The following is a 10,631-nucleotide window of genomic DNA, read 5'->3' as shown; positions in this document are numbered from 1 at the left end:
GCCGTCCGCAGATGCTCGAGCATCACCCGGCGCAGCTCCCGCGCGGCCCGGGGCGGCGTGAACGGTAAGGCCGCTGAGCGGGGTTGGGGCCTGCCGTAAGGCCGCTGAGCGGGGCGAGGGCCTGCCGTAAGGCCGCTGGGGTTCGGTGGTCAGCCCCAGATCGCGTGGGCCAGCCCCACACCCGCGAAGGCGGCGCCCACCCCGACCACCAAGCTCAAGCCCACATTCGCCACGGCGAGGAGCCGGGCGCCCTCCTCGGCCAGCCGCAGGGTCTCGTACGAGAACGTCGAATACGTCGTCAGCGCCCCGCACAGCCCCGTGCCCAGCAGCAGTTGCAGCCGCTGGGACGCCGCTCCCTCCGCCGCCGCGCCGGTCAGCAGGCCCAGCACCAGACAGCCCCCGATATTGACCAGGAACGTGCCCCAGGGGAACACCGAGTCGTGCCGTGTCTGCAGCGCGCGGTCGGTCAGATAGCGCAGCGGTGCGCCGACCATCCCGCCCGCGATCACCAGCAGCCAGTTCACCGGGCCTGCCCCCGGGGGTGCACGATCTCGACCGGGTCGACCACCACGAGGCCGTCACCCACGATCTCCTCCAACTCGGGCAGGAAGGACCGCACTCGCTCCTCCGTATCGATGATCACGACGGCCATGGGCAGATCCTCGCCGAGTGACAGCAGCCGCGAGGTGTGGATCAGGGACGAGGAGCCGTACCCCTCGACACCGCGGAACACGCTCGCCCCCGCGAGCCCCGCGCGATGGGCGCGGTGGACGATCTCGGCGGACAGCGGTCTGCGGTGCCAGGTGTCGTTCTCGCCGATGAAGACGGTCAGTCGCAGCGCGGGCTCGCCGGTCACCGGGCCGCCCTTCGGCCGGGGCCGCCGCCGTACGTGCCGAGGACGCGCCGGGTCGCCGCCACGGCCGCCCATACGGCCGTCATCGCCACCACGAGCGTGCCCAGCAGATAGCCGAAGGCGATCGCGATACGGCCGTCCTGGACCAGCCGGGTGAAGTCCACGGCGTACGTCGAGAAGGTGGTGAAGCCGCCGAGCACACCGGTGCCGAAGAAGGGCCGCACCAGCCGGTGGGCCGTCCACATCTCGGTGATCAGCACCAGGAAGACGCCGATGATCGCGCAGCCGACGGCGTTGACCAGCAGGATCGTCCAGGGGAAGGCGCTGGACGGGGTTGGCCACAGCAGCGACGCGCCGTAGCGGGCCGTCGCCCCGAGCGCGCCGCCCACCGCCACCACACCCACCACGGGGCCCTGCCCTCGCCACGGGCTGTGCCGGGCGGGCGGAGCCGGGCCGGTATCGGGGTCGATGGGCTCGTCCACCACATCTGACCGTGAGCTGCCCATAGGGCTCAGATTACGTCGTGACGCGGACACCGGCCGACCTGGGCTGACGCGGACACCGGCCGACCGGGGCTGCCGCAGAGCCCTGCCGACCGGGGCTGACGAAGGGGAGGGCGGAGCGAGAGGTATGGGCGCCGTACGGACACCGTGTGGGCACGTATGGGCGCCTTACGGAGGAAGCCCGTCAGTGATCCCGGCGCGCCACGAAGTCGCACAGCGCGTGCAGCACCCGAGTCGCCGGGCCGTCCGGCAGCCCGTTCGCCGCGGTCCGGGCGCGCAGCAGCCGGGCGTGCATCACCGTGCGCGCCTCCGCCAGCGCCCCGCAGCGGTGCAGCAGCGCGACGGCCCTCGGCAGCCCGGCGCCCTCCGGGCCCGCGGTGGCGGCGGCCAGCAGGGTGCGCAACTCACCCGCCTCCGGCCGCTCGTCGGCCAGCGCCAGCAGCACCGGGAGGCTGGCGACCCCGATCGCGAGGTCCTTGCCCTGCTCCTTGCCGGAGACCTCGGAGGTGGAGGTGATGTCGAGGATGTCGTCGGATATCTGGAACGCGATGCCCAGATGTTCTCCGTATTCGGCGAGCGTCTGGACGACATGGTCCGGGGCGCCGGTCCGGACCGCCCCCAGCTGCAGCGCCATGGCGATGAGCGCGGCCGACTTCCCGGCCACCACGGTGAAGTAGTGGGAGAGCGGATCATCGTCGTCCGAGGGGCCGACGAGTTCCCGTATCTGGCCCATGATCAGCCGATTGGTGACCTTGGACTGCAACCGTATGGTCTCCGGGCCGAGTTCCGCGGCGAGCTGGGCCGCCTTCGACAGCAGCCAATTGCCCGCGAGGACGGCGGTGGTGTTTCCCCAGCGGGCGTTGACGCTGGGGACTCCGCGCCGGGTGCGGGCCTGGTCCATGACGTCGTCGTGGTAGAGCGAGGCGACATGCACCAGCTCGGCCAGGGCGGCGGCCTCCACGGCGGGGGACGGGTCGGCCATGGCCGGATCGGCGGTGGACGGGGCGCGCTCGCCGAACTCCGCGCCCACCAGCGCCAGGAGCGGGCGCAGCCGTTTGCCGCCGGGGCCGAAGAGATGTCCGGCGATTTCGGCGACACAAGGGTCCCGGGCCTCGGCGGCGAGAGCGCGCAGCCACTCCTCCGAGGCGTCCATTCCGCGTTCCAGCCGGGTCGTGAGCGCGGGGTCGCCGATGGTGAGCTCCATGGCCATGGAGCCCCTGGGCTCGGTTCTGGCGGACGCGACCATGCCGCGGACCGTAGGCGAGGGGCACCCCGGAAGCCCGAATTCCGTCAGGAAGGTGCCATTTTCCGTATCCCAGGCTTTTCCCCAGGACTCCGGGAACCCCTCGGCGGGTGCCCGCCCCCTGCCGGTACCGTCAAGCTCGTCGACGCCGACCGTGAGCGAGGAGACCAGCGATGAGCAACCCCTTCGAGAACCCCGACGGCCGCTATCTCGTGCTCGTCAACGAGGAGGGGCAGCACTCGCTGTGGCCCGCCTTCGCCGAGGTCCCCGCGGGCTGGACGGTCGCCCATGGCGAGGACGACCGCCAGGCGTGCCTGGACTACGTCAATGAGCACTGGACCGATATGCGCCCGACGAGCCTGATCAATGCGATGGGCGGCACCTCGGCCTGATCGCGTCCGCACGCGGTTGGCAGTTTCCGGTCATATCTCTTCCTTTTCTGGTGCCGCATGGCCGTAACGCGTGCCTTACGGTCGTCACGGTGCCCACGGCGTTACGTTGGCGACGTGACGGACGCGAATGCCGACCTTCCGGCGACCATGCGGGCATGGGTGGTCCCCACGCCGGGCCGGATCGAGCAGGTGGAGCTGCCAGTTCCGCGGCCGGCGGAGGACGAGCTGCTGGTCCGGGTCCGGGCCTGTGGCGTCTGCCGCACCGATCTGCATGTCCGCGACGGCGATCTGCCCCCGCATCGCAGCCCCGTCGTCCCCGGTCACGAGGCGGTCGGCGAGGTTGTCGCGGCGGGCTCGCGGGCGCATGGCCCCGGCCCCGGAATCCGGCTCGGCGTCCCCTGGCTGCGGCGCACCTGCGGCCGCTGCCGCTACTGCCTCCGGCGCCAGGAGAACCTGTGCCCGTTCTCCGAGTACACCGGCTGGGACGCGGACGGCGGCTACGCCGAGTACGTCACCGTACCGGCGGCCTACGCCTATGAGCTGCCCTCCGAATACCGCGATGAGGAGCTCGCCCCGCTGCTGTGCGCCGGGATCATCGGCTACCGCGCGCTGCGCCGGGCCGACCTCCCGCCGGGCGGCCGGCTCGGCATCTACGGCTTCGGCGGCTCGGCACACCTCACCGCCCAGGTCGCCATCGCACAGGGCGCCGTCGTCCACGTCCTGACCCGCTCACCCGCCGCCCGCGCGCTCGCCCTGGACCTCGGCGCCGCCTCCGCGAACGACGCCTACGACCGTCCGCCCGAGCCGCTCGACGCCGCCATCCTCTTCGCCCCGGTGGGCGAACTGGTCCCGGTCGCCCTGGAGTCCCTGGACGCGGGCGGCACGCTGAGCATCGCCGGGATCTACCTCACCGACGTCCCGTCACTCGACTACGACCGGCATCTCTTCCGTGAGCGCACGGTCCGCAGCGTCACCGCCAACACCCGCGAGGACGGGCGTGAATTCCTCGCCGCGGCCGCCGAGCACCGCATCAGCGCCACGGTCACGCCCTACGCCTTCGACCGGGCGGACGCCGCCCTCGACGACCTCGCCGCCGACCGCGTCAACGGTGTGGCGGTCCTGACGATGCCGCACTAGGCGCGTCCGGCGGATCGTGCCGCCTGCGGCGGCCTGCTCCCCTCCCCGTCCCTTCCCGCGGCATCGATATGCGGCTCCGCCGCGTGGCAGGGCTCCGCCCCCAGACCCCGGGTCCAGGGGCGAAGCCCCTGGTATCGGGAAGGGGCGGGGAGGGGAAAGATCAGATCCGCCGGACACCCCGTAGCGCGATGGCCCTGGGGCCTGGGCTCTGGGGCCTGGGCTCTGGGCCTTGGGGAAGCCCCGCACCTCGGCAGGTGGTCGCGGTACCTCAGGAATTCGACCAGCCGCGGCGGCACAGCACCAGGCGGTAGCCGTCCGGGTCCTCGATGGTGACGCCCCATTCGTTCCAGTACGGATTGGGGGAGGTGACGCGGGTGCCGCCGTGCTGGGTGAGGCGGTCCACGAGTTCCTCGGGGACCGGCTCGTCGAGGTAGATCACCAGCAGATCCTCCTCGGTCGGCCGGGGCTCGACGGGATGGGCCGCTTCGTGGACGAGCTCCAGATGCCAGGAGGCGTCCGGCCGGCCCACCATCAGCAGATCGTGCTCCCCGGCCCGGTCACCGCCCTCGGCCCGGTACACCACGCTCAACCCCAGCCCCGCACACCAGAAGCGCTCCGCCGCCGCGAGGTCACGCGAGGGGCGGGCGATGCGGATGTGGCTCTGACCGTCGACGGGCATGGGCGCCTCCTTCGTCGTGGGGGAACGCATCGATTTCGTCGTGGCGGAACACATCGACGGCGCCGTGATCGCCGGGCCGCGCCCCGAGCCTAGGGACGGGCCCGCCCCGGGGGCATCGGCCGCTCGCCGGGCCTTCCCACGGCCGTGGGACCTACGACCGCGGACCGGTCACCTCACTCGTGGACCGGTCACCTCACTCGTGGACCGGTCACATCGCCTCCTGGACCGGTCACATCGCCTCGTGGACCGGGCACCTCACTCCGGCGACCCCGGACGGCGGCCGAGCGGGCTGATGCGGCGGTATCCCGCCCGGGCGTTGACGATGCGGGCGAGCGCGGTGCCCGCGACGGCCGCCGCCAGGAGACAGGCGAGCCAGCGGGCGTCGCGGCCGCCCGCCCAGGAGAGCTGCCCCGCGGGCGGAATGGCGAAGCCGTTGAGGAACAGCCAGCACAGCCCCGCCGTACCGGGCGCCGCGACAAAGCGCGCGCACAGCCCCAGCAGGGCGGCCAGCAGCGAGAGCGCGACCAGGGCGAACATCGGGCGGCCGTGGCCGCCGAGGAAGTTCAAGGTCGCCACCAGCACCAGCGCGCCCAGGGAGGCCCCGCCCCAGATGACGGGAGTGGCGACCGGATCGGGAACTGGCCTGATCCCGGTGTTGAGCCGCCTCCACTCGATCATGGGCACCACCCCTCCTCTGGGCACCATCCTCTTCGTAGATCGATGGCCACCCCACCCATACGCGGTCGGCATCGTCCCATCGCACCCTCGCACACCTGCCGTCATTACCAATTCTTTGCCATTCGTTAGGGTGACTTAAGAATCGAGCGACGAGAGGGATGACTGTGGGCGCTCCGCGCATGAGCAGTACGCCATTGCCCGGCATCGGGGTTCGCTACGACTTGACGACACGAGAGAACAGGCGGCTTTCGGTCATCGCACATCGCGACGGCGGACGGACGCTGAGTGCGTACCGGAAGGAGGATCCCGATGAGTGTGCCCTGTCCACCAGGCTGACCCCTGGGGAAGCGGAGGCACTCGTCGGGGTCCTGATGTCAAGTCATCACAGCCCGAATCTGCTGTCCACCACCGAGCTGGGGCTGGTGGCCGAGCGGATCGAGCTGTCGTCCACGTCGCACTGGAACGGGCGGGTGCTCGGCGAGACGCGGATGCGGACGGAGACCGGCGCCTCGATCGTAGCCGTGCTGCGCAGGGCGGAGGCGATTCCCTCCCCGACCCCCGACTTCCGGCTGGCCGGCAGGGACGAGCTGATCGTGATCGGCACCCGCGAGGGCGTGGAGACGGCCGCGGCGATACTTGGGCGGGAGTGAGCCCATGCATTCGTCTGCTGTCTTTCTGATCGAGTTCGGCGCGGTCATCCTGGGCCTCGGGCTGCTGGGGCGGCTCGCCGGGCGGCTCCAGTTCTCCCCGATCCCGCTGTATCTGCTGGCCGGACTGGCCTTCGGCAAGGGTGGGCTGCTGCCGCTGGGAGCGAGCGAGGGGTTCGTGGCGACCGGCGCCGAGATCGGCGTCATCCTGCTGCTGCTGATGCTCGGGCTGGAGTACACCGCCAGCGACCTGGTCAGCAATCTCAAGACCCAGTACCCGGCCGGGCTCGTCGACGCGGTGCTCAACGCCCTGCCCGGCGCCGTCATGGCCCTGCTGCTGGGGTGGGGGCCGGTGGCCGCCGTGGTGCTGGCCGGTGTGACCTGGATCTCCTCCTCCGGCGTCATCGCCAAGGTGCTCGGCGATCTGGGCCGGCTCGGCAACCGCGAGACCCCGGTGATCCTCAGCATCCTCGTCCTCGAGGACCTGGCGATGGCCGTCTATCTGCCGATCGTCACCGCCCTGCTGGCCGGTGCGGGCCTGGCGGCGGGCAGTGTCACCCTGGCCATCGCCCTCGGCGTGGCCGGTCTGGTGCTGTTCCTGGCCGTCCGTTACGGACGGCACATCTCCCGCTTCGTCTCCAGCGACGACCCCGAGAAGCTGCTGCTGGTGGTGCTCGGGCTGACGCTGCTCGTGGCGGGAATCGCGCAGCAGCTCCAGGTGTCGGCGGCCGTCGGCGCGTTCCTGGTGGGCATCGCCCTGTCCGGGGAGGTCGCCGAGGGTACCCACCATCTGCTCAGCCCGCTGCGGGATCTGTTCGCCGCCGTGTTCTTCGTCTTCTTCGGCTTGCACACGGATCCGGCCAGCATTCCCCCGGTGCTGCTGCCCGCCATGACGCTGGCCGTCCTTACCGTCGGTACGAAGATCGCCACCGGCTACTGGGCGGCACGGCGGGCCGGGATCTCAGTCCGGGGCCGCTGGCGGGCGGGCGGCACGCTGGTGGCCCGGGGCGAGTTCTCGATCGTCATCGCGGGGCTCGCCGTCACCGCTGGTATCGAACCGTCGCTCGGCCCGCTGGCCACGGCGTACGTTCTGATCCTGGTCGTCCTCGGGCCGCTCACCGCCCGCTGGACCGAGCCCGTCGCCCGGCGGGTCACGGCCCGGCCGGCGGCGCGCGGCGAGCCCGCTGCCGCCGCGGCGGTCGAGGGCGGGGGCGGTGGTGTGGCGGAGGAGCCGCGAGAGGTGGTGGACGACCCGGACGCGGTGGGGCGTCGTTCATAGCCGTTCGTCGGTGCGTACAGGTCGGTGCGTACAGGGAGGGCCGTGGGACGACCCGCGGCCCTCCGCGGCTCAGCCCCGGCTCGCCTCCTCGGACCCCGAGCCCCCTAAGTCTTTTGTGCCCCCTAATGCACTCAAGTCCCCTAGGCCACCTAAGTCACCTAAGTCATCACCTAAGCCCGCTAAGTTCCCTAACGCGTCGCCGAGCCCGGCCGCGACCATGCCGCCGCCCACGGCCCCACCCGTCGCCGTACCGGCCGTGACGCCCGCGATGACCGCACCGGTGCGGTCATCGCGGGCGGTATGCGTCGCGCGGGATTCGATGAGCGCCCGGATCCAGGAGTCGACCTCACCGGTCCAGTGGCGCTGCTCGAGGCCCTCATGGCGCACCGTGTGGCGGCCCAAGGCGCCAGAGCCTCTGCCGCGCTTGTCGGCCTCCAGGAAGACCTCCATGGCGTCGGGGCCGGTGAGAAGGGTCAGCGCGATCTCGTTCACGTCGTGGAGGTACTGCGGGGCGGGGGTGAGCTCGATCTCCTGGTGGAAGGGGAGCCGCTGCCCGGTGCCCGCGATATGGGCGAGCCGCAGATCGGCGGCGACGAGGCCGAAGCCGAGCCGCCCCAGGGCCCCCAGCACGGCCTCCTGGACCGGCAGTGGGCGCACGATCAGCGGCTCCGGATCGCCGTGGTCCTTCGCGCCCGCCGCCGCGAGCTCGACCCGGACGCCCAGGACGACACCCAGCGGCTGCCCGGACACCTCGGTGAGCGGCGTTTCCCGCGGTATGTGAATGGTGAACGGAATGTCTCTGTGCTCTCTCGCGTCGAGCCGGAACCCGCCGCCGAGTTGGAGGCGGTCGAAGACCACACCGCCCTCGTGCTCCTCGCCGCCGTACCCGGCCTGGACCCCGGCGACCAGCTCCAGCGCGAGGTGCTCGAGATCGCAGGCGCTGCCTCCGCCCCGGAGCCGCACATGCCCCCGCACTACCCCACCGGGGCGCACCGGCTCCCGGTCCAGGACCGTGTCCACGACGGGCCCACCGACCCCGAGCGAGCCGAGCACTCGTTTGAACACCATCGCGGCGTTCACTCCTTCGCTGTCACTGTGATCGTTCTCTGTGTCCGTGTGGGGGGCGTTCGTTCCTGAGTTCCGTGGGGGGCATGCGTGGAACGAACGGGATGGTAAAGGGATTCCCATGTACGCGTTCTGGGGCAGCAAAACCGGCCAGGGGCGGTGCGGTCCCGGCCGGGCTACGCGCCCGACGGCTCGGCTCGGCGTTCATCCGCTCACGGAGAGCTATCTGAATGGGCCCTGCGGCCATGGGTAACTCGGGTCGAGCCCGCGAGTCGGGCCCGCGGAATCCGGTGCGGCTCATCCCAGAGGACGGGAGAAACCGATGTCACGTGTGCGACGGGTGAGATCGGCGCTGCTGAGCGCCGTGGCAATCGTCGTGAGCGCGGGAATCCGGCGATGGCGGCGCAGACCGGCCCGCGAGCCGCGCCCAGGATGCCGGTGAATGACCCGGCCTCTACGGCGAGTCGGGTCCGAATCGCCATTCCGCTTCGGGTAATGGTGGGCGAATCGATACAACGAATTCGTCGGCCGGTGCCGCCGGCCGCCCACCCATGCAGACGGCCGAGGAGCGGACACGGACATGGCGACGACAACCAAGCCCGAATTTGAAGCTCCCGCCGAACCCACCAAACTCGGCACCATCGTGGTCGACTGGCTCACCACCACGGACCACAAGAAAATCGGACACCTGTACCTGGTGACCGCGTTCGGCTTCTTTCTGATCGGCGGCCTTCTGGCCATGATCATGCGGGCCGAACTCGCCCGGCCCGGACTGCAATTGATCAGCCCGGAGCAGTACAACCAGGCTTTCACCCTGCACGGCACGCTGATGCTGCTGTTCTTCGCCACGCCGGTCTTCGCCGGATTCGCCAACGAGATCATGCCGCTCCAGATCGGCGCCCCGGATGTCGCCTTCCCCCGGCTGAACATGCTCTCGTACTGGTTCTTCTTCTTCGGCGGGCTGATCGTGATCGGCAGTCTGCTCACCCCCGGCGGCGCGGCGGACTTCGGCTGGACGGCCTATACGCCGCTCAGCAGCAAGGCGCGGACACCGGGCGTGGGCGGCGACATGTGGGTGATGGGCCTCGCCCTCTCCGGCTTCGGGACGATCCTGGGCGCCGTCAACTTCATCACGACCGTCGTGTGCATGCGCGCCCCGGGAATGACGATGTTCCGGCTGCCCATCTTCACCTGGAACATCCTCTTCACCTCGATCCTGGTGCTGCTCGCCTTTCCCGTCCTGGCGGCCGCCCTGCTGGTGCTGGAGGCAGACCGAAAATTCGGCGCGGTCGTCTTCGAGGGGGCCAACGGCGGGCCGGTGCTGTGGCAGCACCTCTTCTGGTTCTTCGGCCACCCCGAGGTCTACATCATCGCCCTGCCGTTCTTCGGCATCATCACCGAAATCATTCCGGTGTTCTCCCGCAAGGTGGTCTTCGGCTATATGGGTCTGGTGGGCGCCACCATCGGCATCACCGGCCTCTCCGCGACGGTGTGGGCCCACCACATGTTCGCCACTGGAGCCGTACTCCTGCCGTTCTTCTCCTTTATGACGTTCCTCATCGCGGTGCCGACCGGGGTGAAGTTCTTCAACTGGATCGGAACCATGTGGCGTGGCTCCCTCTCCTTCGAGACGCCGATGCTGTGGGCCATCGGCTTCCTGGTCACCTTTCTCTTCGGCGGGCTGACCGGGGTGATCCTGGCCTCGCCTCCGCTGGATTTCGAGGTCCACGACAGCTATTTCGTCGTCGCCCACTTCCACTACGTGGTCTTCGGCACGGTGGTCTTCGCGATGTTCGCCGGATTCTATTTCTGGTGGCCCAAGTTCACCGGCAGGATGCTCGACGAACGCCTCGGCAAGATCCACTTCTGGACCCTGTTCGTCGGCTTCCACACCACCTTCCTGGTCCACCACTGGCTCGGCGTCATCGGCATGCCGCGTCGCTATGTCGACTATCTGGCCGCCGATGGCTTCACCGCGCTGAATACGATCTCCACCATCGGCTCGTTCCTCCTCGGCCTGTCCACGCTGCCGTTCATCTACAACGTGTGGAAAACCGGGAAGTACGGGAAGCGGGTCGAGCTCGACGACCCCTGGGGATGGGGCCGTTCCCTGGAATGGGCCACCTCCTGCCCTCCGCCCCGGCACAACTTCCTC

12 protein-coding genes are annotated in these 10,631 nt (G+C 70.3%); 5 read left to right on the top strand and 7 right to left on the bottom strand.

All coding sequences use genetic code 11. The annotated features are described in order from the left end of the window. Window positions 1-149: 149 nt before the first annotated feature. The 4 genes from crcB (GWI24_RS32400) to GWI24_RS32385 all read right to left on the bottom strand — a co-directional run bounded on the left by crcB (GWI24_RS32400) (window position 150) and on the right by GWI24_RS32385 (window position 2,602). Window positions 150-524, bottom strand: a complete 375-nt coding sequence (gene crcB / locus GWI24_RS32400) for a fluoride efflux transporter CrcB (RefSeq protein ID WP_210949627.1) — start codon at window positions 522-524, stop codon at window positions 150-152. Beyond that, window positions 521-856, bottom strand: a complete 336-nt coding sequence (locus GWI24_RS32395) for a DUF190 domain-containing protein (RefSeq protein WP_308344163.1) — start codon at window positions 854-856, stop codon at window positions 521-523. The genes crcB (GWI24_RS32400) and GWI24_RS32395 overlap by 4 nt, the downstream gene beginning before the upstream one ends. Continuing rightward, entirely contained in the window at window positions 853-1,359 is a 507-nt protein-coding gene (gene crcB, locus GWI24_RS32390; protein WP_210949625.1) for a fluoride efflux transporter CrcB, read from the bottom strand. Before crcB (GWI24_RS32390) ends, GWI24_RS32395 begins: the two co-directional genes overlap by 4 nt. A gap of 181 nt (window positions 1,360-1,540) precedes the next feature. After that, on the bottom strand, window positions 1,541-2,602 hold the full coding sequence (locus tag GWI24_RS32385; RefSeq protein WP_210949624.1) for a polyprenyl synthetase family protein: 1,062 nt from the start codon (window positions 2,600-2,602) through the stop codon (window positions 1,541-1,543). A gap of 170 nt (window positions 2,603-2,772) precedes the next feature. Between GWI24_RS32385 and GWI24_RS32380 the strand changes: the two genes are divergently transcribed. Both GWI24_RS32380 and GWI24_RS32375 read left to right on the top strand, forming a co-directional pair. Then, window positions 2,773-2,991: an MbtH family protein gene (locus GWI24_RS32380; protein ID WP_210949623.1), complete on the top strand. Its 219-nt coding sequence runs from the start codon at window positions 2,773-2,775 to the stop codon at window positions 2,989-2,991. Between the two features lie 147 nt (window positions 2,992-3,138). Continuing rightward, window positions 3,139-4,128: a zinc-binding alcohol dehydrogenase family protein gene (locus GWI24_RS32375; protein ID WP_210949628.1), complete on the top strand. Its 990-nt coding sequence runs from the start codon at window positions 3,139-3,141 to the stop codon at window positions 4,126-4,128. A gap of 268 nt (window positions 4,129-4,396) precedes the next feature. Here GWI24_RS32375 and GWI24_RS32370 read toward each other — a convergent pair whose 3' ends face one another. Both GWI24_RS32370 and GWI24_RS32365 read right to left on the bottom strand, forming a co-directional pair. Further along, a complete protein-coding gene (locus GWI24_RS32370) occupies window positions 4,397-4,807 on the bottom strand; it encodes a VOC family protein (protein WP_210949622.1) in 411 nt (136 codons plus the stop codon). A 255-nt stretch (window positions 4,808-5,062) separates the two neighbouring features. Further along, window positions 5,063-5,485, bottom strand: coding sequence for a hypothetical protein (locus tag GWI24_RS32365; RefSeq protein WP_210949621.1), 423 nt, complete (start codon window positions 5,483-5,485; stop codon window positions 5,063-5,065). 179 nt (window positions 5,486-5,664) lie between these two features. Between GWI24_RS32365 and GWI24_RS32360 the strand changes: the two genes are divergently transcribed. Both GWI24_RS32360 and GWI24_RS32355 read left to right on the top strand, forming a co-directional pair. Then, window positions 5,665-6,135 carry a cation:proton antiporter regulatory subunit gene (locus GWI24_RS32360; RefSeq protein ID WP_210949620.1) on the top strand — a complete coding sequence of 157 codons (471 nt, stop codon included), beginning with the start codon at window positions 5,665-5,667 and terminating at the stop codon, window positions 6,133-6,135. Window positions 6,136-6,139: 4 nt separating this feature from the next. Next, a complete protein-coding gene (locus tag GWI24_RS32355) occupies window positions 6,140-7,411 on the top strand; it encodes a cation:proton antiporter (RefSeq protein WP_210949619.1) in 1,272 nt (423 codons plus the stop codon). A gap of 69 nt (window positions 7,412-7,480) precedes the next feature. On the opposite strand, the gene GWI24_RS32350 is transcribed toward GWI24_RS32355, so the two are convergent. Further along, window positions 7,481-8,479, bottom strand: coding sequence for a sporulation protein (locus tag GWI24_RS32350; protein WP_210949618.1), 999 nt, complete (start codon window positions 8,477-8,479; stop codon window positions 7,481-7,483). Between the two features lie 577 nt (window positions 8,480-9,056). On the opposite strand from GWI24_RS32350, the gene ctaD reads away from it, so the two are divergent. Further along, window positions 9,057-10,631, top strand: a 1,575-nt coding sequence (gene ctaD / locus GWI24_RS32345) for a cytochrome c oxidase subunit I (RefSeq protein WP_210949617.1), incomplete at its 3' end; no start/stop codon positions are given.

This window comes from Streptomyces sp. MK37H (genome assembly GCF_018035285.1).
GTDB lineage: Bacteria > Actinomycetota > Actinomycetes > Streptomycetales > Streptomycetaceae > Streptomyces > Streptomyces endocoffeicus.
This window is presented reverse-complemented; position numbering and strand designations above follow the sequence as displayed.

What these genes read in the sequence shown, in the direction of transcription:
- GWI24_RS32355 (WP_210949619.1), top strand. Translation starts at nt 6,140, where the DNA reads ATGCATTCGTCTGCTGTCTTTCTGATCGAGTTCGGCGCGGTCATCCTG.
- crcB (WP_210949625.1), bottom strand. Translation starts at nt 1,359, where the DNA reads ATGGGCAGCTCACGGTCAGATGTGGTGGACGAGCCCATCGACCCCGAT.
- GWI24_RS32385 (WP_210949624.1), bottom strand. Translation starts at nt 2,602, where the DNA reads ATGGTCGCGTCCGCCAGAACCGAGCCCAGGGGCTCCATGGCCATGGAG.
- GWI24_RS32360 (WP_210949620.1), top strand. Translation starts at nt 5,665, where the DNA reads ATGAGCAGTACGCCATTGCCCGGCATCGGGGTTCGCTACGACTTGACG.
- GWI24_RS32370 (WP_210949622.1), bottom strand. Translation starts at nt 4,807, where the DNA reads ATGCCCGTCGACGGTCAGAGCCACATCCGCATCGCCCGCCCCTCGCGT.
- GWI24_RS32365 (WP_210949621.1), bottom strand. Translation starts at nt 5,485, where the DNA reads ATGATCGAGTGGAGGCGGCTCAACACCGGGATCAGGCCAGTTCCCGAT.
- GWI24_RS32350 (WP_210949618.1), bottom strand. Translation starts at nt 8,479, where the DNA reads ATGGTGTTCAAACGAGTGCTCGGCTCGCTCGGGGTCGGTGGGCCCGTC.
- GWI24_RS32375 (WP_210949628.1), top strand. Translation starts at nt 3,139, where the DNA reads ATGCGGGCATGGGTGGTCCCCACGCCGGGCCGGATCGAGCAGGTGGAG.
- GWI24_RS32380 (WP_210949623.1), top strand. Translation starts at nt 2,773, where the DNA reads ATGAGCAACCCCTTCGAGAACCCCGACGGCCGCTATCTCGTGCTCGTC.